Below are 24,405 nucleotides of genomic sequence, written 5' to 3' on the forward strand. Positions count from 1 at the left end.
CATATTTGAAGGCAATAAACGTATTTCATCCAAGAAAATCAGAGGGCGTTTTTGTGTAATTAGTACTCTGAGAACCATCTGCTGCGAAAGAAAAACTAATACAAAAACCTGCCTCCCTTGTAATAGGGGGCAGGTTTGTTGTTGTAAGTGCTCGTTATACTTCCATAATGATTGGTAAAATCATTGGACGTCTTTTTGTTTTTTCGTATAAGAAAGGAGCAAGTGTGTCGGTCACTTCATTCTTAATTTCAGACCATTGCGTAGTCTTTTTCTCCAGTAAAATATTTAAATGCTTTGTAATGAGGTTCTGTGCTTCGTTAATTAAATCACCTGATTCCCTCATGTAAACGAATCCTCGAGAAATTAAATCTGGTCCAGAGGCTATCTTAAAGTCCTTCATATTAATACTTACTACGACAATCACTAATCCTTCTTCAGATAAAATTCGACGGTCACGCAACACAATATTTCCGATATCACCGATGCCACTACCGTCAATATAAACATTACCTGAAGGGATTTTTCCAGCAACACTAGCGGTATCTGAACTTAGTGCTAACACTTCTCCATTGTCCATGATATAGCAATGCTCAGCCTCAACACCACAATCAACGGCAAGACTAGCGTGCATTTTCTGCATTCGGAATTCACCATGTATCGGCATAAAGAATTTTGGTTTCATCAGGCGGAGCATTAGCTTTTGTTCTTCTTGCCCACCATGTCCAGAAGTATGAATATCATTTAGAGAGCCATGAATAACGTCTGCTCCTGCTCTAAATAATAAGTTAATCGTCCTATTAACACTTATTGTATTCCCTGGAATTGGAGAAGAAGAGAATACAACGGTGTCTCCTGGCTGAATTTGAATCTGACGATGTGTACCACCAGCGATTCGAGATAAAGCGGCCATTGGTTCACCTTGACTACCCGTACAAAGAATTGTGACTTCGTTTGCTGGTAAACGATTTATTTGGTTCGGCTCAATAAAGGTTTCTTTTGGAGCTTGAATATAGCCAAGTTCTTGCCCAATCTGAATGGATGATTCCATGCTTCTTCCGAATATGGCCACTTTACGACCATGTAGAACGGCTGCTTCAATTACTTGCTGAAGTCTGTGAATATTAGATGCAAATGTAGCAAAAATAATTCGACCATCTACTTTTCGGAAAATGTCATGAATACTGTCGCCAACTCGACGTTCTGACATTGTGAAGTTAGGTACCTCACTATTCGTACTGTCAGATAATAGGCATAGGACGCCCTCTTTTCCAATTTCAGCCATTTTGGTTAAGTTTGCAGGCTCACCAACAGGTGTAAAGTCAAATTTAAAGTCTCCTGTATGAACGACGTTTCCAGGAGGTGTTTTCACAACAATACCGTACGAATCTGGAATACTGTGAGTTGTTCTAAAGAATGTCACAGATGTTTTTCTGAATTTAATAAGGTCATCTTCTTTTATGACATTAAGCTTCGCAGTACGAAGTAAACCGTGCTCTTCAAGTTTATTTTTGATTAAACCAATAGCTAATTTTCCGCCATAAATAGGGACATTCACTTGTCTTAATAAATAGGGGATTCCACCGATATGATCTTCATGACCATGAGTAATGAATAAGCCTTTAATCTTATCCACATTTTTCACTAAGTACGTATAATCTGGAATGACATAGTCAATGCCGAGAAGCTCGTCCTCAGGAAATTTGATTCCCGCATCAATTAAAATAATTTCATCTTGGAACTGTACGCCGTAAGTATTTTTTCCGATTTCACCCAAACCGCCCAGGGCAAAAACAGCTGTTTGATCATTTTTTACAAATTTCATAATTTGCTTAGTTCTCCACTTTGAAGTTAGGACTTTGTTTTTCATATTCAAGGTGGTTCTCTAGTACGGCTTGAACAAACTCAATATTGTATGGACGGTCTTTTAAAGTTTGGCGTACTTCTCTTTCAGAATTTGCTTCGACATAAGTCGTCTTCGTGTGTTCACGAACGGGTGCTTCCTTTTTACTTTCTTGGTAATACACTTTGTAAATCATTTCTTTCTCTCCTTATCCGTTATCAAAGTAACTTTTTCTATTATATAAAAAGTTATCAACTTTTTCATGTATTCTTGCGTATTAGTTGATATCTTTATATGTAGGTTTCAAAGTCTTATGAATAGTTTGATGACCTTAGTTTTGCAATATAGTGAAGTGTAAAATAAGAAGAAGCCCTCCTAAACGTGAAGGGCTTACACATTTAAGCGATTGTTTTTTTTCTGAGTAAGTCTTTCCATTGTTTAAGCAGCTTTTTACGCAGCTTTTTCAACATGGTAGATCACTCCTTATTAGTCATTTTAACTATTTTCTTCTTTAAAGTAAAGGTGAAGGCGCACGTGATAATATTTTGATGATATTAGTATGTGATAATGAAGGAAAAACTATTATGGATATATTTTCCTTAACACTTAAGGAAATTGACATTTCACGTGATTATGTTTACGTTTATGTCTGAACAGGGGAAATTTGATTAAAGGAGTTAAAAATGAGTAAGGTTGTGTTTTTTGATATAGACGGTACGCTTTTAGATCATGATAAGAATCTACCTGTTGAGACAAAGGCTGCGATTAGGCAGCTTCAAAAAAATGGGACATATGTAGCTATTGCGACAGGTAGGGCACCATTTATGTTTGAATCATTACGGAAAGAATTGTCCATTGATTCATATGTCAGCTTTAATGGGCAATATGTTGTATTTGAAAATAAGGTGATCTATACAAACCCTTTAAATATGGAACCGTTCGAACGTTTACTTCATGACGCCTCTCTTCGTTCGCATCCCATTGTGTATTTAAACGAAGAGACAATGAAGGGAAATGTTCCTCATCACCATTTTATTGAAAAAAGTATGGAGAGTTTAAAGTTTACGCACCCAGATTTTGAGGCAGATTTTTATAAAGAGAAGGAAATATATCAATCTTTATTGTTTTGTGAGGAAGGTCAGGAGGACTATTTCCGAGAGAAATATCGCGATCTTCATTTTATTCGTTGGCATCCATATTCCGTTGATATTTTGCCAGGTGGGGGCTCAAAAGCTGAGGGGATTAAACAAATGATTAAACAATTAGGGTTTGCTCTTGAAGACGTTTATGCTTTTGGTGATGGATTAAATGATATCGAGATGATTCAGGCTGTTGGAACTGGGGTTGTCATGGGAAATGCTACAGAAGCAGTTAAAAAGCATGCAGACTTTCTCACAAAAGATGTTTCAGAACAGGGTATTCCATATGCTCTAAAAGAATTAGGATTACTATAGAAAAAAGCGAGTAGGTATACTCGCTTTTTGTTTTTTTTTGAACTTTTCAAGTGTTTAAGTCAATGGATTGTATAAGGGGGCCGTTTGAGTCCCCTTTTATCGGTCAACTGGTGTTGCCCCTTCAATTGGTGCTAGTGGTTTCTGTTTATCGATATGATCGTAAAACATAATCCCATTTAAATGATCAATCTCATGTTGGAACACAATAGCAGGTAATCCCTTTAATCGTAATTTTTGTTCATTCCCGTCAACATCATACCCTTTAACCGTAATTCGTGCGTAACGTGGAACATATCCAGGTATAGTAGTTTCAACGGATAAACAGCCTTCTCCAGTAGTTAAATAGGCCTTTTCCATCGAATGACTAATGATCTTAGGGTTGAAAAGCGCAGCTTCATAAAGTGTTCCAGCTTTATCAGTGACCCTTACTGCAATCATTTTTTTGGATACATTTATTTGAGGTGCTGCTATTCCAATTCCTGAACGCAACCCATATTTTTCTGCTTTTTCAGGATCTTGACTATCTTGAACATATTGAAGCATATCCTTGAGTGTTTGTTGATCTTCTTGAGAAGGAGGTAAAGGAACAACCTCTGCTATTTTTCTTAAAGTAGGGTGTCCGTCTAGAATAATATCTTTCATCGTAATCATTTTTATATCCTCCAAGCTATTATGGCTATTCAATCTAACAGTAGTGTATCAAACTGCTAGGAAAATGTTAACCAGTGTTAATTAAAAAATAAAAGGGGTCATAAGCAAGACAGTTATTTGGTATAATTCAACAAAAGGGAAAGGTTTGACAACGAATGACTTCACTATATATTGTCATTTCATAAAGCTACATATATAGTAAGGGTTGAAATAACAGGGGGGATTTCTATGAAAAAATTATATAGTGGTATGGCAACGATGGTTTTAACATCATTAATACTTTCAGGGTGCCTCGGAGGTCAGACACCGGAAGAGAAAATGTATGAAGTGATGGAGCAAACGGTCCAAAAAGAACAACCTTTTCAAAAGGTTCAACAACCATTATCTGAACTAGAAGTTAAAGAACAGGAAATCTTTTCAACTGTCATTACTTTAGGGATGAAAGAGTATGATGAGATTGTCAAATTGTCTGATGAAGCATTGAGCAATATCGCAGAGCGAGAAGAATTATTTGAATCTGAGAAAAAAGCATTAATAGAGGCAGAAGAACATTTTAATTCCATTAAAGAAGTTATAGGCGATATAGAAGATAAAGAACTAGGGGCGAAGGCGAAAGAATTATTGGAGATAATGAATGCCCGATATGACTCCCATGATACGTTGGTTACTGTATATGAAGAGGGGTTGAATCTTGATAAAAAGTTGTACGAAAGTCTAAAAAAAGAAGATTTAACAATGGAAGACTTTGAACAACAGATTGAAGAAGTGAATAAGGTGTATGAGAAAATTTATCAAGCCAATGAAGCCTTCAATAAAGAAACGGAAGCCTTTAATGAAAAGAAAAAAGCATTTTATAAAGAGGCAAACTTAACAGAAGCGAAGGAATAAGCGAATTGAATAGGAATGATAAGGCCACTGCATCGTAGAAGTGGCTATTTTTTTGTTCATTATTAAAAGAGAATATGGTCTGTTTCTAATATAGTACAGAGAAAAATAACTATATAATACAGTTCTAATATATCAATGGGAAAGCAGGGAGGAATCTTGGTAGAAAGTTATTAAATTCTTGAAGATTTACTAATTGACTTTAATGATTTTTGTATTGTACACTATGAAGCGAACACATATTATTGTATTAGTGTTAAAAGAAATGATATTAATACAGTTTAATGTCGATCATGATCTCATAATGCGGGTTTCTTTTCCTGGATTATGGAAAAATAATAAGAGATCTATCCCAAAGGTTAGATGTGGTAGAATGTGTGAATCTTGGGTAACCTATCTCTGTATGTAAATATTTAATTTTATTGTCAGAAAGGAAGAGGTGAATTGCATGGCTTCTAAATCAAAGAAGGCAGAATTCGATGCAGTTAAAACGCTCGAACATATTGAACAGCAATTTGAAATGTTTCAAATTTTAAATGAAGAAGGCGAAGTTGTTAATAATTCAGCAATGCCATCATTAAGTGATGAAGAACTTCAAGAACTAATGCGTCGTATGGTTTATACGCGTATTTTAGATCAACGCTCAATCTCTTTAAACCGTCAAGGTCGTTTAGGTTTCTACGCACCTACAGCAGGTCAAGAGGCTTCTCAAATCGCTTCACATTTCGCACTTGAGAGTGAAGATTTTGTATTACCTGGCTACCGTGATGTACCACAAATTATTTGGCATGGTTTACCGCTTTACCAAGCGTTCTTATTCTCTCGTGGTCATTTTCAAGGAAACCAAATTCCAGAGGGTGTTAATGTTCTTCCACCGCAAATTATCATTGGGGCACAATATATCCAAACAGCTGGTGTCGCATTAGGGATGAAGAAACGTGGTAAGAAAGCCGTAGCAGTTACATACACAGGTGACGGTGGTTCTTCTCAAGGTGATTTCTACGAAGGAATCAACTTTGCAGGTGCTTATAATGCTCCAGCAATCTTCTTTGTTCAGAATAACCAATTTGCGATTTCTACTCCTCGTGATAAACAAACAAAAGGGAAAACGATTGCCCAAAAAGCAGTTTCAGCTGGAATCCCAGGAGTACTAGTTGACGGTATGGACCCACTAGCTGTTTACGCGGTAACTAAAGATGCACGTGAGCGCGCAATCAACGGTGAAGGCCCTACTTTAATTGAAACAATGTGTTATCGATATGGACCTCATACGATGGCAGGAGATGACCCAACTCGTTATCGTTCTTCTGAAATGGATACAGAGTGGGAAAAGAAAGATCCACTTGTTCGTTTCCGTAAGTTCTTAGAAGCGAAAGGTCTATGGAGCGAAGAAAAAGAAAATAAAGTAATTGAACAAGCAAAAGAGGACATTAAACAAGCCATTAAGAAGGCTGATGGAGCACCAAAACAAAAAGTTACTGATTTAATGTCTAATATGTATGAAGAACTTCCATTTAATCTAAAAGAACAGTATGAAATTTATCAGGAAAAGGAGTCGAAGTAAGCCATGGCGCAAATGACAATGATTCAAGCGATCACGGATGCACTGCGTACGGAGCTTAAGAACGATGAAAACGTTCTTGTGTTTGGTGAAGACGTAGGCTTAAACGGTGGGGTATTCCGTGCAACTGAAGGTCTTCAAAAAGAATTTGGAGAAGATCGTGTATTTGATACACCGCTTGCTGAGTCTGGAATAGGTGGATTAGCAATCGGTATGGCATTAGAAGGGTACCGTCCAGTGCCTGAAATTCAGTTCTTTGGTTTCGTATATGAAGTAATGGATTCAGTAAGTGGACAAATTGCTCGTTTACGCTATCGTACTGGTGGTGTATTTAACGCCCCAATTACTATTCGTTCTCCATTTGGTGGAGGAGTTCACACTCCTGAACTTCATGCTGATAGCTTAGAAGGATTAATGGCACAGCAACCTGGATTAAAAGTGGTTATTCCATCTACTCCTTACGATGCAAAAGGGCTGTTGATATCTGCTATTAGAGATAATGACCCAGTAATCTTCTTAGAGCATATGAAATTATATCGTTCTTTCCGTCAGGATGTACCAGAAGAAGAATATACGATTCCACTAGGGAAAGCAGACGTAAAGCGTGAGGGTGCTGATTTAACGATTGTTTCTTATGGCGCGATGGTTCACGAATCAATTAAAGCGGCTGAAGAGCTAGAAAAAGAAGGACATTCAGTAGAAGTTATTGACCTTCGTTCTATTGCTCCATTAGATATTGAAACGATTATTGCTTCAGTTGAAAAAACGGGTCGTGCTATTGTCGTTCAGGAAGCTCAAAAACAAGCAGGGATCGCAGCGGACGTTGTGGCTGAAATTACAGAGCGTGCCATTTTAAGCCTTGAAGCACCGGTATTACGTGTAGCTGCACCAGATACAGTGTACCCATTCTCACAAGCTGAACCTATTTGGCTTCCAAATCATAAAGACGTTCTAGAAACGGCGAAAAAAGTATTAAACTTCTAAATTAGATAAAGTGGAAGGGGGTATCTTTGACTCTCTTCCTATTGAACTAAATATATAACAGGAGGGAATATCCTTGTCATTTCAATTTAAATTACCCGACATCGGTGAAGGTATACACGAAGGTGAAATCGTTAAATGGTTTGTTAAACCTGGCGATAAAGTAGCAGAGGATGACGTGCTTTGTGAAGTACAAAACGATAAAGCAGTTGTTGAAATTCCTTCACCAGTAGCAGGTACAGTAGAAGAAGTACTAGTAGATGAAGGTGAAGTTGCAGTTGTTGGTGATGTATTAATCAAATTCGATGCACCTGGATATGAAGACTTAAAGTTTAAAGGTGACCATGAAGGTGATGAAGCGCCAGAAGAAAAAGTGGAAGAAGCTGCTCAGGATTCTGGACAAAAAGTAGAAGCGACTCCAACAGAAGCAACTCCTGAAGTTGATCCATCCCGCCGTGTTATTGCGATGCCATCTGTACGTAAGTATGCGCGTGATAAAGGAGTTACAATTCAGCAAGTCGTTGGTACAGGGAAAAATGGTCGTATTTTAAAATCAGATATAGATGCATTCTTACAAGGTGGAGCAACGCCAGTAGCTGAAGCTTCAGAAGAAGTAATTGTTGAAGAAGTAGCTGTTGAAACTGCAGCTCCTGAAAAACAAGCGAAAGTGGAAATTCCTGAAACTGAGTTCCCTGAAACTCGTGAAAAAATGAGCGGAATTAGAAAAGCAATTGCGAAAGCGATGGTTAACTCTAAACAGACTGCTCCACATGTTACGTTAATGGATGAAGTTGATGTAACGGAACTATGGGCTCACCGTAAGAAATTTAAAGAAATTGCTGCGGAAAAAGGAGTTAAACTAACGTTCTTGCCTTATGTTGTAAAAGCTTTAACTAGTGCTTTACGTGAGTACCCTGTATTAAATACTTCTATTGACGACGCGGCAGGCGAAATTGTTCAGAAGCACTACTTCAATATTGGAATTGCAGCAGACACAGATAAAGGTCTTCTTGTTCCTGTAGTGAAGAATGCTGATCGAAAATCAATGTTCTCTATTTCTGACGAAATAAATGAACTAGCAACAAAAGCACGTGACGGCCGTTTAGCTCCGGCAGAAATGAAAGGTGCATCTTGTACCATCACAAACATTGGTTCTGCGGGTGGACAATGGTTTACACCAGTTATTAACCATCCAGAAGTAGCGATTCTAGGAATTGGCCGAATTGCACAAAAACCTGTAGTCAAAAATGGTGAAATTGTAGCGGCACCTGTGTTAGCATTATCATTGAGCTTTGACCACCGTATTATTGATGGTGCTACAGCTCAAAATGCGCTTAATCACATTAAGCGTTTACTGAACGATCCAGAACTATTATTAATGGAGGCGTAATGCTATGGTAGTAGGAGATTTTCCAATTGAAACAGATACTCTTGTCGTGGGATCAGGTCCTGGTGGATATGTAGCGGCTATTCGTGCGGCACAACTTGGACAAAAAGTAACGATTGTTGAGAAGGGTAGTATAGGCGGGGTTTGCTTAAATATCGGTTGTATTCCTTCTAAAGCACTTATTTCAGCCGGTCACCGCTATGAAACAGCTCAACATTCTGATGATATGGGAATTACAGCTGAAAACGTAAAGGTTGACTTTTCTAAAGTGCAGAAATGGAAAGCTAGTGTAGTTAATAAACTTACTGGCGGTGTAGAGACTTTATTAAAGGGTAATAAAGTAGACATCGTAAGAGGAGAAGCTTACTTCGTTGATGCAAATACAGTTCGTGTAATGGATGATAATTCAGCACAGACGTATAAATTTAAGAATGCGATTATTGCGACGGGATCACGTCCAATTGAAATTCCAACGTTTAAATATTCTAAGCGTGTTCTAGATTCAACAGGAGCGATTAACTTAGGTGAAATTCCAAAAAACCTCGTGGTCATTGGCGGAGGATATATTGGGACAGAACTAGGTACAGCGTATGCAAACTTTGGAACAGGTGTTACGATTTTAGAGGGATCTGATGAAATTCTTGGCGGATTTGAAAAGCAGATGTCTTCTATTGTAAAGCGTAAATTAAAGAAAAAAGGCGTTGACATCGTAACAAAAGCGATGGCAAAAGGTGTTCAAGAAAGTGAAGACGGTGTTGTTGTAACTTATGAAGCAAACGGTGAAACAAAAACTGTTGAAGCTGACTATGTGTTAGTTACAGTGGGACGTCGTGCGAACACTGATGAGCTAGGATTAGAGCAAGCTGGTGTAGAACTAACGGACAGAGGAATTGTGAAAATCGATAAGCAATGTCGCACAAATGTTTCAAACATTTATGCAATTGGTGATATTGTTGAAGGTCCTCCTTTAGCACATAAAGCTTCTTACGAAGGAAAAATTGCAGCTGAAGCGATTGCAGGAGAAAAATCAGAAATTGATTATCACGGAATTCCTGCTGTTGTGTTCTCTGATCCAGAACTAGCTTCTGTTGGTTATACTGAAAAAGAAGCAAAAGATGAAGGAATTGAAGTAGTAGCAGCGAAATTCCCATTTGGTGTTAATGGACGTGCACTAGCTTTAAACAATACTGATGGTTTTGTGAAACTAGTTACACGTAAAGAGGATGGCTTGCTAATCGGTGCTCAAATCGCAGGTGCTAGCGCTTCTGATATGATTGCTGAGTTAGGCCTTGCTATTGAAGCTGGTATGACAGCAGAAGATATAGCGATGACGATTCATGCTCACCCAACATTGGGAGAAATTGCTATGGAAGCTGCTGAAGTAGCGATGGGTACTCCAATTCACATCATGAAGTAAGTTAAGATTGTATAAAGTAAAATATTTTAGGATAGGGAAGTAGAGGTAAAAGCTGCTTCCCTATCCTTTTTGTTTACGAGCAATAAAGACATTCGAAAGATTATATTAGTTTGAAATAAAGTTTTAATCGTTAATAAAAGATATGACTTTATATTCTTAGGACATACAAATGAAGGGTTTCTTAGCACTTGAAGAAGATATGAAACTTAGCAACAACACGGTTATTCAATAAATTTAAAAGATGCCTTATGACTTATATCTCTGCAATAAAACGGTTCAGCCCCTACTTGTAGATACATGTGTGAGGCTGGTTGGGATAGGTGTTGAGGTTTTGAAAGAAATAGCATGTATGCCTCCCTTAGAATAATATCCATTATCTATATTCAATAAAAAACCCATTTTGTTTCAAAATGGGTTTTTAAAATTAAGTACGTACAAGCTATCCGCTACTCTGCAAAGATTGTTTTAATGTCTTCTAACATCGTGTTAGCGGCGATAACTCCACCGGCAGTGTTCCAAATCGTATCATTTACTTTATATACATTTCCACTTTGTACTGCATTTAAGTTTTTCCATAATGGGTCATTTATCCATTCTTCTTCGACAGCTGCAGCATCAGTATAGGTGAAATAAAAAATAGCATCTGCATCCATTTCAGGAATTAATTCCTTCCCGACTTCAACAGCAAAGTTCCCCATTTTATTATCCTCTGTAAAGAGCTTTTCTTGATGAGCGGCACGTTTAAATCCGAGTTGCTCGAAGATTACACCTGAAAATGAATCCGTGTAGTAAATTCGCGTCGGGCGAGAGCTAAAACGAACAACTGAGATTTCTTTGTTTACGTTATCTCCTAGACTTTCCTTCACATCTAACACATGCTGGTCAAAATTATTCATAACTTCTTGACCTTTTTCTTCTAAATTAACGGCCTTGGCATATAAATCAAAGTTCACTTTCCAATCGCCTGATAGATCTTCTGAAAAAATAGTTGGTGCTATTTTTTCTAACTTATCGTAAATCGCTTCTTGACGGATTTTATTTCCTATAATTAAATCTGGTTTTAATTCAATGATTCTCTCAATATTTACTTCTGTTTCATTTCCGACAACTTCTACGCCATCCATATCACCTTTAATATGATCGTACCAAGGGTCACCTTCCCAAGATTGTACGGCTCCTATTGGTTTCACATCTAAAGCAAGCAGTGCCTCTGTACTCTCGTTTGTTAAAACAACAATCTTCTTAGGTGTCTCTTTTATTTCAGTGGAACCCATAGCATGTGTAACCATGTAACTAGTATTCTTTTCATCCCCTTTATCACCCTCAACTTTCGTCGCATCTTCTGTCGCTTCACTACATGCAGCTAATAGTAGAAGAGTTAGGATGCCTAGTACTGACAATGTAAAAGATAATTTCTTTTTAAACATAATGAACCTCCTAAATATTTTTAAATGCTAATAATAATCATTCTCAATTAAACTAGCACGACATTATACTAAAACATTAGTAAGTAGACTGTCAACAACTAATTGAAAGTGATTATCATTTTCATTGACGACATTGTTAATATCTCCTAGACTAGTAGTTATAAAACACTAGAAGGGAGAACAAATGGGTTTATCAAATCAATTATTAAAACTATTATCTTTAATGACAGCACTATCCCTATTAATTCTGTTTATCTTATTGAGTTTGCTTTTAGGCTATGCTGATACGACTGTTCAAACAGCTTATGAAGCATTTACTCAATTTGATGGATCGAATGAACATCTTATTATAAAAAACGTTCGATTACCTAGAGCCTTAATAGCAGCAGCGGTAGGTTCATCGCTTGCTATCGCAGGGGTTCTCATGCAAACATTAACCAAAAATCCTTTGGCAGAATCGGGTATATTAGGGATAAACGCTGGTGCTGGGTTTGCAGTAGTTATAACTATTACATTTATTGAAAGCGCTCAGCTTCTTCCATTCGCTGCTTTTATTGGTGCAGGTATTGCCGCAATCGCTGTATATTTCACTGGTTCAGCTGGACTTCATGGTTTAACCCCCATGAAATTAACCCTTGCTGGTGCTGCATTTGCTGCGTTATTTTCATCCTTTACTCAAGCCTTATTGGTCACAAATGAAAGTGCGCTTGATGAGGCTCTTTTTTGGTTAGCTGGGTCAGTCCAAGGGAGAGACTTATCCATTTTAGTAACACTTTTCCCTTATTTAGTAACCGGCTGGATTATCGCTCTATTCATCTCTGCAAAAATGAATGTACTAGCGATGGGGGATGACGTTGCGAAAGGACTAGGAATTCAATTAGGTCTAGTAAAATTGACTGTGGCTCTAGTAGTAGTATTACTTGCTGGAGGATCTGTTGCCATAGCCGGTCCAATCGGATTTATTGGAATTGTTATACCTCATATTGCCAGACATATAATAGGCACAGACCATCGCTGGCTAATTCCGTTTTCAGGGTTGCTAGGGGGCATTCTTCTTTTGGCAGCTGATATTGGTGCAAGGTTTATCATCATGCCTCAAGAGGTTCCAGTTGGAGTCATGACTGCTTTTATTGGAACACCATTCTTTATTTATATAGCAAGAAGGGGGTTTAATAGCCAGTGAAAAAATATTATAGTTTCCGTCTATTTGCTGGTAAAGTCTCCTTTTTAATTGATAAAAAAGCAACGCGCACGATTCTTTTTTTAATGGGTTTGACAGCAATGGTCTTTATTATTAGTACGGGTTTAGGTGATTTTGCAATTAATCCTTTTACCACCATAAGCATGTTCTTTGGAGGTGGTACGGACATGGAACAGCTCGTTGTATTTCAATTCCGTCTGCCAAGGATTATCGTTTCTTTATTAGCTGGAATGTCATTGGCTGTAGCTGGAGGGTTACTACAAGGAATCATCCGAAATCCGTTGGCGTCACCAGATATTATTGGATTGACGGCTGGTGCTGGGACAGCGGTTATGGCATTTTTATGGATTTTTAGTAATAACAATCATTCTTTGTATGTAAGTATACAGTGGCTACCCATAGCTGCTTTTATTGGGGCTACAATTGTCGCTTTGGTTGTTTATTTATTATCATGGAGAAATGGCGTAACCCCTATTCGCCTTGTATTAATAGGGATTGGACTATCAGCCTTAATGCAAGCAGCAACGACAATGTTTATGATTTTAGGTCCAATTTATCAAGCTAGCCAGGCGAATATTTGGATGATAGGAAGTGTAAATAATGCATCCTGGGAAAACGTGTGGTTTTTACTCCCATCGACGACAATCTTACTCGTGATTGCCTTTATTTCTTCTCGAAATGTAAATGTGCAAGAGCTAGGTGAAGATGTAGCAACAGGAGTTGGCAGTTATGTTCAAAAGCATCGTTTTATGCTGTTATTTATCAGTACTGCACTAGTAGGAGGTGCAGTTGCATTCGCAGGAGGAATAGGGTTTGTTGGACTCATGGCACCTCATATGGCAAGAAGATTAGTAGGTTCTTCTTTTGGTGCATTATTACCGACTTCCGCTTTTATAGGAGCTCTTTTAGTTATGCTAGCTGATTTAGTTGGAAGAACCTTATTTTTACCAATCATTATTCCAGCAGGGGTTTTTACAGCGGGGATAGGTGCTCCCTATTATATATATCTATTAATTAAAACAAAAAATGGATGAAACACTGCCGTCGATGGAGGGAACGGAATGGAAGAAATTATTCGAACGAATGCTTTAACATTGTCATATAGTGATTCGACTATTATTAAAGAGCTGGACTTAGTGATTCCAGCAGGGGAAATTACAGTTCTAATTGGCGGGAATGGTTGCGGGAAATCAACATTGTTACGTGCATTAGCTCGTTTATTGCCTCCCGAAAATGGTTCAATTCTTTTGAATGGGGATGATCTTTCTCGTCTTCCCACTAAAGATGTAGCAAAAAAATTAGCCATTTTACCTCAATCACCTATCACACCAGAAGGACTATCTGTTATACAGCTCGTAAAACAAGGGAGGTATCCGTATCAAAATTGGTTAAAGCAATGGTCGAAGGAGGATGAAGAGGCGGTAGTAAATGCATTAACAGCGACGGGACTACTTGCACTAAAAGATAGGCCTATTGATCAGCTATCCGGTGGACAAAGACAAAGAGTGTGGATTGCCATGTGTCTAGCCCAAAATACAAATATCGTTTTACTAGACGAACCGACTACTTATTTAGATTTGACTCATCAAATAGAAATACTGGATTTACTATATGAATTGAATGAAAAAGAGAAAAGAACGATCGTAATGGTTTTACATGATCTAAATTTAGCATGTCGTTATGCACATAATTTAATAGCCATTAAGGACCAAAAAGTAGTGGCCCAAGGGGAACCAGAAAAAGTGATAAATTCCAAGCTTGTCAAAGAAGTGTTTGATTTAAATTGTGAAGTCACGCTAGATCCGTTATTTGGAACCCCCCTATGTATTCCATACGGAAAAGGGAGGAAGATTGTGTAGAGCGATAAAGAAATGAAAAGGAATATATTAAAAGCAGAGATAAATTATTCACTCCATCAAGGTAATTTAAAGAATGGGGAATGTAGGGGTCAATCTGATTTGTTGGATTGACCCTATTATTATGGATAAAGCTTAGTCGCTCATAAATGTGCTACAAGGAGGATGGAAGCATGGAAGAAGTTTATGCTTTACTAAACCAGCACCTTTCGTAAGTAACTAAAAAATTTATATTTTACAGGTCTTTAAAATGAAACTAGGTCATGATCTTTTTGAGGTGAAAGTCTTTATTCCTTCTAGAATTGGAAGTATATCGAATCTTAATCTGATTCCTTCTGCCGCACCAACACTTCAACTTCCTAATCCTGCTTTCTAAGTCTCTTCAATTCAATGAATGATGGGCATAAAAAAAAATTTTTTATGGAAAAGATTATTTTTATATTGAAAATGATAATCATTATCAATTATAATGATAATCGTTATCAATTAAACTGAAGCACCAAATCATATAATGAATGGAGAAAGGAATGAGCTCATTGTTTGTTCAAATGAAATATATTTATGTAACTGAAGGCCATGCTCATAATATGAAAAATCGATTTGCAGGGGAGGGTGTAATTGAGAAACAACCAGGTTTTATAGACTTGAGTGTGTTAAAAAAAAGTAGTCGTAAAGGGCAAGAGGAAGTAATTGTCATGATTCGATGGGAATCAGAGAGGGATTGGAAGGCTTGGGAAACGAGTGATATTCATCTTGCAGGGCATCGTGCCAATCGAGGCAAACCTTCCCCTTCTTACATAATTGATAGTCGCCAAGAAGTCTATCAAGTGCTTGCGCAAAAATAATTACTACTATACCTTCAATTTTGCATTATTAGTCCATAGGGCATAGTGAAAGGATGGAATCATGCAACACACAGCAAAACAAATTGCACTTTATGCCTCGTTTCAAGCATTTCTTAATGGCTATATTCGTGAAATAAGTGGCGGTCGATGGATGAAGAAGGACGAATGGGTAAAAGAGCAAAGAACATCAGAGATTATGACAGAACCTTATGTTTATGAATTAGAATTACCACTGCAATCAATTCGACTCGCAATTGGGGTTAAATATCGTTCCTTGGTAGGAAGACATACATTTGGAATTACTCTTACGTATAGTGAAGGGAATAGGGTCTGGGAAAAGTCGGACGAGTTAATCACGATAATGACACTCAATCAAGAATTATATTTAAGGAGTCAAATCAATCTGAGTGGTCAACACGACCCTCGCTACGATGAGCTAACTATTCGAATTATGGACAGCTATCAAACAATGACGAGAATCATTGAACAGAGGATGGAAGATGCTACTAGTCTGTATGATTCAAATAGCTCATTTATCGAAACAGAACAGTCGTTAATATATGGCCATTGGCTACACCCTACGCCAAAAAGCAGGCAAGGAATGGCACAATGGCAACAATCGACTTTTTCGCCAGAGTTAAAAGGATCGTTTCAGCTTCACTATTTTCTCGTAAATCGCAGCATTGTAAGGGAGAGTTCCGTTCTTCATGAAAGTGCAAGTCAGATATGTAAACAGCCCTTAATCCAAAGCGAATGTGAAATTAATACCTTAGAGAATGAATGTGTCATTCCAATACATCCTCTCCAAGCTCAATGGCTTTTGCAACAACCTTCTGTAAAAGAAGTAATGGAAGCTGGGTTAATCCAAGAGCTTGGGATACTAGGACCTTATTATCAGGCAACATCCTCACTAAGAACCGTGTATAACGAGGATGATCCCTATATGTACAAATTTTCAATTCCTGTAAAAGTAACCAATTCCTTGCGAGTAAATCGTCGTCACGAGCTAAAAGCAGGAGGTTTGATGGCAAGTCTGATGAATAAGCTTCACTATACAATTCATTATCCTTCTTTCCAAATCATTCATGACCCTGCCTTTATAACGGTGGATTTCCCAGATCAATTAGAATCTGGGTTTGAGGTCATTATTCGCTCAAATGTATTCCAAAGGGGTCAAGGTGAGGGGATTAGCTCTATTGCAGCATTAGTGCAAGATCCCATTCCTGGACATAAATCAAGACTATACAATATTATCGTTGACTTAGTCCAATTAGAATCTGAATCATTAGAATCTGAATCATTAGAATCTGTCAGCTTTAAGTGGTTCAAAGAGTATTGGCATTGTACGATTGAGCCCTTAATTAAATTATATGATCAATATGGTATCGCTTTAGAGGCTCATCAACAGAATAGTGTTTTAGATGTGTCAGCGGGTTATCCCAAAACGTATTATTATCGCGATAATCAAGGCTATTATTTATCAAAGTCTTATCAAGAAAGCTTATTAAATTTGGAACCTATGTTAGTAGAGTCCCCTGAGCTTTTTTATGAAGATGAATGTATTCAGGATCGATTTGCTTATTACTTAATTTGGAATCAACTATTTTCTATTATTCACCGTTTAGGTGCAGACCACTTAATTCGAGAGGAAGAATTACTAAAATGGTCTACAGAACAATTACGTGATTTACTAACTCAGCTCGGTAAAAGTGGAAAGACCTTTGTCCAATCCATTTTAAATAATGAAAAACTTGCCTATAAAGGCAACTTGTTAACAAGCTTTTATAATGTAGATGAATTAACGGCTGAGCTAGAACAAGCTGTGTATTGTAACGTGCCCAATCCATTTTTTCTTCATGGGAAGGAGGGGGAATATGCATTTTCAAAATCCAGTATCTTATCGTGAAGCGGAGAAGAGGGTTAGAAGGATGCTTGTAGAGTGTATATTATTTGAAAACCTTCTCCCTAATGAAGAAGCAGAAGCGGATAATATTTTTTTCATTTATGGAAAAGAACGAGTGTATAAATGCGTAGGGAAGAGGTCTGTGTTTGATCGAATTCGAATAAAAGAAGATCAGATTTTTAAAATAGTGGAAAACGAATCATTAATAGAGACGACCATTGAAGAATTGATAGATGAGCTTGTTCATAATAATGAGGATAAAAACGGATTATTAATGGAGTTACAACAAACCATTAAGTTGAGTAGCTGGAATCAAGATAATCTTTATCAGCCTAAATCTAGAAGAAAATCTACATATGAGGATTTGGAGTCAGAAGTAATGGAGGGGCATACGTATCATCCTTGCTATAAGTCACGAACAGGTTTTTCTTACGAGGATCATGCGATGTATGGACCTGAGGCTAAACAGTCCTTCCCGCTCAAATGGATTGCCATTAAAAGAAATTATGCTCAGCTTTCTATTTTGAAAGAGGAGCAAAGCTTTTGGAAAAGTGAGCTAGGACTGTCTTTCTGGGAAAAACTATTAGCCACCCTTCATAGGAATGGAGGGACATTTGAAGACTACACATTTCTTCCAATCCACCCGTGGCAATGGAAATCAATTGGCGAAGAGTTGAACCGTTATATCGAGAAGAGAATTATTATCCCTATATGTGATGGGGTTGATGCCTACCGAGCAACTCAATCTGTTAGAACGTTGATCAATACAACAAGCTTAAGCAAAGCGAATGTGAAACTGTCTATGAATATGGTTAATACTTCATCCTTAAGGACAATTCAATCACAGTCCATTTCTGCTGCACCGTTCATTTCAACTTGGATTCAACAAATCATTAGGTCAGATTCATACTTACATGAAGAAGTATCTATGGTTATTCTTGAAGAATATGCTGGCATGTACTTTGCTCCTAAAGATCATAATATAAATCTAGATGGGCAGCTTGGGGTGATATGGAGACAAAGTGTGCGAACATATATGAAAAATCAGGAGGAAGCAGTGCCGTTTACTGCCTTATTGAATGTAGAGCGTGATGGTCGTACGTTTATAGATGATTGGCTAACCAAATACGGGGCAACAAGCTGGCTAAATCAATTTTTTGATGTTTGTATTTTGCCCGTTTGGCATCTTCTTGTTGCCCATGGAATCGCAGTAGAAGCTCATGCACAAAACATGATTTTAATTCATCGAAATGGGTGGCCGATTCGTGTGGTGTTAAGAGATTTTCATGAAAGTGTAGAGTATCAAAAAGGTTACGTAAAAGAAACAGAAAAGGTGCCTCATTTTGAGACTTTACATGAGAATTTTGTAGGAGCACCTGAAGACAAATACTATTGGATGTCGTCTGTTGAGGGACTAAGAGAATTAATTATGGATACTTTATTTGTGTTCCACCTAAGTGAACTCTCTTTTTTAATGGAGGAACAATACGGTTATCGTGAAGAAAAGTTTTGGCATTTATTAAATGAAAAAATGGAACAACATGTAGAGCGATTTCCTTCCATAACAACCCGACTTTTAAAACTTCAACATACGAGCTCTTCTATCTATGTTGAGTCTTTACTTAAAAAGAAATTAGCTCATGATGATGAAGCTTCCTTTCGTCATTCAGTTCAAAATGTATTTACAACTACTAAATAGGAGAAAAAATTATGTTCTTTGTAGATGATTATTTTTACTCGATAGATGATTTAGAAAATCAATATGCCATCTTTGATCGTATTTCCTTCTTAAAGGAATGTGAGAATAGTAGATTGGCTGTCTGTATTCCGGATGTATTTCAATGGTTGACTCTTTGTCTTTATGTACGTCAGAAGGGGGGCTCAATTGTCCCTATTCATCCTTCTATGCCGAAGGAAGGAGCAATGAAAATGGCGCATGCAACGAATAGCCATTCTTTGCTGTACGATACCATTCATTCGCCTATTGAGATTGACAGTGACAAAAAAGAAGCGGAAGGTGTTCTTGTCCAAATGAGCTCAGGAACAACAGGAGCACCTAAAAGTATCGAGCGCACTTGGGAATCAGTAGACGAAGAGCTTAAAAGCTACGCTTCTATCCTGCCAATTCAAATGGGAACGAAATCAATTATTGCTTGCCCAACTACTCATTCTTACGGTTTAATAAGCGGTGTGTTTTCTGCTCTAAAAAGAGGAGAGGCGCCTGTGATTATCACGAATATGAATCCTAGGTATGTTCTGAAAAAACTAAATCAATTCCCTAACCATATTTTGTACGCAGGACCTGCTCTTTTATCTCCTTTAACGAGCTTACTTTCTAATCGACAGAAACTTGACCGCGTTATGGTATCAGGTTCATTAATGACAGACCAGCTACTGACTACATTAAAGGAGAAAAGCAACGAGGTTTCACAGCAGTATGGCTGTTCTGAAGCTGGATGTATTACAGTTAATACTCACGTAAATAATGCTAGAGAAATGGGATGTCCTCTGCCTCATCTCACTGTAAAAGCTGGAAGTGAAAACGATCCGAACGAAATTATTCTTTCCACCTCTACAAAGACTATTTATACAAAGGATATCGGATATATGGTAAATGGCACACTCACATTTCTTGGGAGAATGGATGACACAATCAATGTTGCGGGTTTGAATGTTTACCCTCAGGATGTGGAAAATGTCCTACTGAATGAACCAAGAATTATCGAAGCGGTGGTATATAAACGACGACATCATTTTTCAGGTGAACGCGTTTGTGCTCAATATGTTTCGACAGAGCCGATTGAGAATAATGAACTAAGACAGTGGTGTCATAAATATCTTGCACCATATCAAGTTCCGATGGAGCTTGAGCGTGTTCCAAAGATTGAAAAGCTACCAAATGGAAAAATAAGTAGGAAGCTATTGGGAGGAGTAATGTAGTGGATCGAAAAGACATAGTAAACGCCATTTATGACATATTAAAAAATAACATAGAGCTCCCGACATTATCTGCTTTCCATGAGGAGGCAAGATTAAACGAAGACCTGTATATGGATTCGTTAATAATCCTCCAACTTATCTTACATTTAGAGCTAGATCATGGATTCCATATACCCGATGAAATCATTGTGGCAAAGGATTTTAAAACAGTGGTCACTTTAGTGAACTTTCTCGAGAAACAAAAAAGGGTTTCTAGATCGGAGGAGGAGGAATGATAAAGGTTCATTGCTTTGTGAGTTGTGTTTGTGAGGTAATTAAAAAGACAAAGGGTGTTGATCATAGGCCATATTATTTTGGCGTATGGGATGCTGATTTTGATGTTCAGGAGAATATGCAATTAACCTATCATTCTGAACAGATAAACCATGATTTTTTTAAAACATGGTATGAAATGTTGTACGGAATTAAAATTCACAAGTGGTATAATCCTCAAAAAACAAAACAGGAAAATATCATTATTTTGCAGGAATTACTAGAGAATAAACGACCGAACGAGCATGTAATGGTGATGCTAGATTTGTCGAGGTTACCAGAGCGAGAAAATAAATTCAATCAAACGCCCTTTCCCCATTATGTAATGCTGGAAACGACGGATAACGACGAAGAATGGTTAATGTATGATCATGATTTTAGGTGGGAAGGGGTATTACCTAAGGATAGAATTATTGCATCGATTAATGAACCATCGGTTGCTGGAGGATATTCTTTTGACTCCAAATCCATTATTCCACCAGATTATAAGACAGTTGAAGCCTATTTTAAAAGTTGTATGAAGCATGATAGCAATCCTTTGACAGAAGCTGTTATTAACATTGTTAATGCATTTACAACGGGAAAGGAAAAGCATAATCTATCGATGATTACATTATCATTACGGGAACTACCTGTTATTGCGATTAGAAAGTATGCATATGAACACGCTTTTGCCTACTTTTGGGAACATCTTCAACTTAACAATGAAGAGTTTGAGATATGGTGTGATGAGATTGAGAAGCTTGTAAAGGGTTATACTCTTGTTCAATATAGAGCGATGAAATTCGCATTGACGAGAAACTATGCCATTTCGGATGATATTCTTTCAAAATTGGATGAACTAAATAGACTAGAATTCAAGATTAAAAATGAACTACAAAAATATTTTAATGAATGGCTACAATCTCAAAATTACAAAGTGGAGATGAATAAATGAAAATATCAATTTGTACCATTTCATTCAGGCACTATTTACTGTCAATAGATCAGATTGCTTATTGGGGGCAAACACAAGGCATTCATGGGATTGAATTATGGGGGGTACATGCAAAAAACCTTTCAAATGACTTCCATTATGGAAAGGAATGGCTTCATGGCTTTGGTTTGGAAACGAGTATGATTAGTGATTATTTACCCCTTGATTTTCCTTCTAGTAAAATAATTGGAGAGACAAAAGAATTATCATCATTGGCAAAACATTGGGGAACGAAAAAAATACGTACATTCGCTGGAAATAAAGGAAGTCATGAAACAAGCAAAGAGGAGAGGAGAAAGCTAGTAGAAAGCATCAAATTAATTTGCGATCTTTTAGAATCAGAGGGTCAATTCTTGCTAGTTGAAACCCATCCTAATACGTTAACCGATAATGTATTGTCTACTTTAACCTTGCTAGATGAAGTGAATCATCCTGCCCTTAAAGTAAACTTCGACGTTTTACATATTTGGGAATCTGGAGTTGATCCAGTTAAAGCGTTAAAGTACCTCTTACCGTATATTTCTCATTTTCACTTCAAAAATATTGCCTCACGAAAGGATTTAAATGTTTTTGCGCCAAATAATGTGTATGCTGCTGCAGGGAGTAGAGTAGGCATGGTACCTTTATTTGATGGTGCTGTAAATTACCAAGAATTTATAAGGGAAGTACAGGATTGTAAGCTAGATGTGGGTGCTTCCTTAGAGTGGTTTGGCCCAAATGTAAAACAAGTATTAGAAAATGATTTTTCCATGGTTAAGAGAATGTTTCAAGTTGTTCAGTGAGAATCACTGAATAATGCATAAGGTCTAAAGTAGATCATTTATCTCTAAAAAGCATTCTATATATTAATTGAATACTAAATACTTTTTAATGAAGTGAGCATAGGATTATTATTCATATAATCCTAGTTCACTTCATTTATTCTTTAATGATTACCACCTTCATTTCATTATTTGGAATAGAAGACATTGGGTGGATTAGTTTAAATTGATGCGGAGGCGTTTAAATGAACGAACAAACAATGCTTCAAACAATTATTAAGGAAAGGCGTACGATAAGAGACTTCATTGACAGACCCGTACCTCTTACACTTATTCAAGAGTTATTAAACATCGCAGTTTGGGCACCTAATCATGGGCTACGAGAACCGTGGCGATTTGTGATGTTTGAAGGTGAGGGAAAGGATGTCCTAATTAACGGCTCACTGGAATCTTTGTCAAATAATTTAGGTGAAAATTATAAAGAGAAATTAAAACAATATATCTCAAAAGTACCTTTAATAATTTCTGTCATTTTACCAAGAGATAGTAATGAACGAGTATGGGAAGAAGATATTTGTGCTGCTGCGAGTATGATTCAAAACTTTCAACTGCTGACGTGGGAAAAGGAAATAGGTGTGTTATGGAAAACCGGAGAAATATTAAGCCATCCAACTATTCGCAAAGTACACGAAGTGAAAGAAAATGAAAAGATTATCGGAATGCTATTTTTGGGATATTTCGATAAAACTCCTAAGAAGATGAAACGTAAACGTTTTGAAGAATTAACAACATTTGTCACAAAGAAGTAACAAAAACAGCTCTATAAGCAATCATGAGTGTTCTTTTAATTTGGATATTAATATAATTTACTATGCAAATCTCATTTTTAAAAAATATACTCATTCCTTCTTAATGGGTGCTTTTTCACGGTATAGATTTGCTGACTGTTATTAATCCGTATTAAACACATATAATAAGGTAGGTTGCACTTCTTTGTAGTGCCACTATATGGTTATATTCTTCGTACTTTGAGCTACTTATTCTTCAATTATTTTATCTCCCTGAGCTATAGGTGACGTGTGATAAAATGAAAGAGTACAACTTAAAAAGGGTGATAACTATGAGGTCGATGATACTGATAAGTGCATTGTTTTTATTGACGGCTTGTACTAGTAACGAACCGTTAAAGGAAGAAAGTCAAGGTAGTGAGAATAAAATGGGGGAAGAGCAAAAAGAGAAAACCGTTATAGAAAATAAAGAAGAGGAAACGCGAGAAAAAGAACAAATAGAAGAATTCGAAGAAAATGAAGTTGTAGCAGAACCTCAATATAAATTAAATCCAAACACTTGGTCGATTGAGCCGATAGCTGAAGCAAATGAAAGTATTGTCTTATTGACCATTGACGATGCACCTGATAAACATTCGATTGAAATGGCTCAAACGCTAAAAGATCTTCAAGCACCTGCGATTTTTTTTGTAAATGGTCATTTTCTTGATACACCTGAGGAACAAGAGGTGTTGAAGGAGATTCATAAGATGGGCTTCCCGATTGGAAATCATACTTACTCCCATAGTAATTTAAGTGACTTAAATGAGGAGAAACAAAGGGAAGAAATTTTATCATTAAACGATATTATCGAAGAAATCACTGGAGAGCGCCCGAAGTTTTTTCGAGCTCCTTTTGGGGTAAATACAGACTTTAGTAAAGCAGTTGTTGCTGAAGAAAATATGGTATTAATGAATTGGACTTATGGATATGATTGGGAAGCAGAGTACCAAAATAAAGAATCAATTACAGATATCATGGTCAACACCCCATTACTTAGTAATGGTGCCAACCTTTTGATGCACGATCGATCATGGACGAATGATGCCTTAGCAGACATCGTGAAAGGATTAAGAGAGAAAGATTACGAAATAATAGATCCATACTTAATTGAATCTTCTCAAACAGCTCCTTTTTAATAAGGAGCTGCAAGTTAGAAAGTACGTTTAATGAAAGGTATC

Annotated in this window: 22 protein-coding genes; 18 read left to right on the forward strand and 4 right to left on the reverse strand. The window is 37.1% G+C overall.

The features are described 5' to 3' along the window. Window positions 1-154: 154 nt before the first annotated feature. Together rnjA and WAK64_RS02760 are read right to left on the reverse strand one after the other, a co-directional pair. Complete coding sequence (gene rnjA / locus WAK64_RS02755; protein ID WP_336585415.1) at window positions 155-1,822, reverse strand: ribonuclease J1; 1,668 nt, start codon at window positions 1,820-1,822, stop codon at window positions 155-157. 7 nt (window positions 1,823-1,829) lie between these two features. Next, on the reverse strand, window positions 1,830-2,036 hold the full coding sequence (locus WAK64_RS02760) for a DNA-dependent RNA polymerase subunit epsilon (protein WP_336585416.1): 207 nt from the start codon (window positions 2,034-2,036) through the stop codon (window positions 1,830-1,832). 487 nt (window positions 2,037-2,523) lie between these two features. Between WAK64_RS02760 and WAK64_RS02765 the strand changes: the two genes are divergently transcribed. Further along, window positions 2,524-3,294, forward strand: a complete 771-nt coding sequence (locus WAK64_RS02765; protein WP_336585417.1) for a Cof-type HAD-IIB family hydrolase — start codon at window positions 2,524-2,526, stop codon at window positions 3,292-3,294. A gap of 96 nt (window positions 3,295-3,390) precedes the next feature. Here the strand turns inward: WAK64_RS02765 and def are convergent, their stop codons facing one another. After that, entirely contained in the window at window positions 3,391-3,945 is a 555-nt protein-coding gene (def, locus tag WAK64_RS02770; RefSeq protein WP_336585418.1) for a peptide deformylase, read from the reverse strand. 228 nt (window positions 3,946-4,173) lie between these two features. Here def and WAK64_RS02775 point away from each other — a divergent pair, with 228 nt between their 5' ends. The 5 genes from WAK64_RS02775 to lpdA all read left to right on the forward strand — a co-directional run bounded on the left by WAK64_RS02775 (window position 4,174) and on the right by lpdA (window position 10,176). Beyond that, window positions 4,174-4,833 (forward strand): YkyA family protein, encoded by a 660-nt coding sequence (locus WAK64_RS02775; RefSeq protein ID WP_336585419.1) that lies wholly within the window; start codon window positions 4,174-4,176, stop codon window positions 4,831-4,833. A gap of 445 nt (window positions 4,834-5,278) precedes the next feature. Beyond that, window positions 5,279-6,394, forward strand: coding sequence for a pyruvate dehydrogenase (acetyl-transferring) E1 component subunit alpha (gene pdhA, locus WAK64_RS02780; RefSeq protein ID WP_336585420.1), 1,116 nt, complete (start codon window positions 5,279-5,281; stop codon window positions 6,392-6,394). Window positions 6,395-6,397: 3 nt separating this feature from the next. Continuing rightward, on the forward strand, window positions 6,398-7,375 hold the full coding sequence (locus WAK64_RS02785; RefSeq protein WP_336585421.1) for an alpha-ketoacid dehydrogenase subunit beta: 978 nt from the start codon (window positions 6,398-6,400) through the stop codon (window positions 7,373-7,375). A gap of 73 nt (window positions 7,376-7,448) precedes the next feature. After that, window positions 7,449-8,762, forward strand: a complete 1,314-nt coding sequence (locus WAK64_RS02790; protein ID WP_336585422.1) for a dihydrolipoamide acetyltransferase family protein — start codon at window positions 7,449-7,451, stop codon at window positions 8,760-8,762. A 4-nt stretch (window positions 8,763-8,766) separates the two neighbouring features. Next, entirely contained in the window at window positions 8,767-10,176 is a 1,410-nt protein-coding gene (gene lpdA / locus WAK64_RS02795; protein ID WP_336585423.1) for a dihydrolipoyl dehydrogenase, read from the forward strand. Window positions 10,177-10,622: 446 nt separating this feature from the next. On the opposite strand, the gene WAK64_RS02800 is transcribed toward lpdA, so the two are convergent. Then, window positions 10,623-11,603: an ABC transporter substrate-binding protein gene (locus tag WAK64_RS02800; protein ID WP_336585424.1), complete on the reverse strand. Its 981-nt coding sequence runs from the start codon at window positions 11,601-11,603 to the stop codon at window positions 10,623-10,625. A gap of 184 nt (window positions 11,604-11,787) precedes the next feature. Here WAK64_RS02800 and WAK64_RS02805 point away from each other — a divergent pair, with 184 nt between their 5' ends. From WAK64_RS02805 to WAK64_RS02860, 12 genes are all read left to right on the forward strand, one after another. Further along, the gene (locus WAK64_RS02805) at window positions 11,788-12,786 is read left to right on the forward strand and encodes a FecCD family ABC transporter permease (RefSeq protein WP_336585425.1); all 999 of its coding nucleotides are present in this window, start codon (window positions 11,788-11,790) and stop codon (window positions 12,784-12,786) included. Next, a complete protein-coding gene (locus tag WAK64_RS02810; RefSeq protein ID WP_336585426.1) occupies window positions 12,783-13,838 on the forward strand; it encodes a FecCD family ABC transporter permease in 1,056 nt (351 codons plus the stop codon). The genes WAK64_RS02805 and WAK64_RS02810 overlap by 4 nt, the downstream gene beginning before the upstream one ends. Window positions 13,839-13,865: 27 nt before the next feature. Next, a complete protein-coding gene (locus WAK64_RS02815) occupies window positions 13,866-14,663 on the forward strand; it encodes an ABC transporter ATP-binding protein (RefSeq protein WP_336585427.1) in 798 nt (265 codons plus the stop codon). 533 nt (window positions 14,664-15,196) lie between these two features. Continuing rightward, on the forward strand, window positions 15,197-15,505 hold the full coding sequence (locus WAK64_RS02820) for an antibiotic biosynthesis monooxygenase family protein (RefSeq protein WP_336585694.1): 309 nt from the start codon (window positions 15,197-15,199) through the stop codon (window positions 15,503-15,505). A 61-nt stretch (window positions 15,506-15,566) separates the two neighbouring features. Next, on the forward strand, window positions 15,567-17,411 hold the full coding sequence (locus WAK64_RS02825) for an IucA/IucC family protein (protein ID WP_336585428.1): 1,845 nt from the start codon (window positions 15,567-15,569) through the stop codon (window positions 17,409-17,411). Then, complete coding sequence (locus tag WAK64_RS02830; protein WP_336585429.1) at window positions 17,380-19,107, forward strand: IucA/IucC family protein; 1,728 nt, start codon at window positions 17,380-17,382, stop codon at window positions 19,105-19,107. The genes WAK64_RS02825 and WAK64_RS02830 overlap by 32 nt, the downstream gene beginning before the upstream one ends. 11 nt (window positions 19,108-19,118) lie before the next feature. Then, window positions 19,119-20,348 (forward strand): AMP-binding protein, encoded by a 1,230-nt coding sequence (locus tag WAK64_RS02835; protein ID WP_336585430.1) that lies wholly within the window; start codon window positions 19,119-19,121, stop codon window positions 20,346-20,348. Continuing rightward, on the forward strand, window positions 20,348-20,623 hold the full coding sequence (gene asbD, locus WAK64_RS02840; protein ID WP_336585431.1) for a petrobactin biosynthesis protein AsbD: 276 nt from the start codon (window positions 20,348-20,350) through the stop codon (window positions 20,621-20,623). The genes WAK64_RS02835 and asbD overlap by 1 nt, the downstream gene beginning before the upstream one ends. After that, on the forward strand, window positions 20,620-21,597 hold the full coding sequence (locus WAK64_RS02845; protein WP_336585432.1) for a DUF6005 family protein: 978 nt from the start codon (window positions 20,620-20,622) through the stop codon (window positions 21,595-21,597). Before asbD ends, WAK64_RS02845 begins: the two co-directional genes overlap by 4 nt. Next, window positions 21,594-22,418, forward strand: a complete 825-nt coding sequence (locus WAK64_RS02850) for a sugar phosphate isomerase/epimerase family protein (protein ID WP_336585433.1) — start codon at window positions 21,594-21,596, stop codon at window positions 22,416-22,418. Before WAK64_RS02845 ends, WAK64_RS02850 begins: the two co-directional genes overlap by 4 nt. A 224-nt stretch (window positions 22,419-22,642) precedes the next feature. Then, the gene (locus tag WAK64_RS02855; protein WP_336585434.1) at window positions 22,643-23,206 is read left to right on the forward strand and encodes a nitroreductase family protein; all 564 of its coding nucleotides are present in this window, start codon (window positions 22,643-22,645) and stop codon (window positions 23,204-23,206) included. A gap of 311 nt (window positions 23,207-23,517) precedes the next feature. Then, window positions 23,518-24,363 carry a polysaccharide deacetylase family protein gene (locus WAK64_RS02860; protein ID WP_336585435.1) on the forward strand — a complete coding sequence of 282 codons (846 nt, stop codon included), beginning with the start codon at window positions 23,518-23,520 and terminating at the stop codon, window positions 24,361-24,363. Window positions 24,364-24,405: the final 42 nt, after the last annotated feature.

Source organism: Bacillus spongiae, from assembly GCF_037120725.1.
Taxonomy (GTDB): Bacteria; Bacillota; Bacilli; order Bacillales; family Bacillaceae_K; genus Bacillus_CI; species Bacillus_CI spongiae.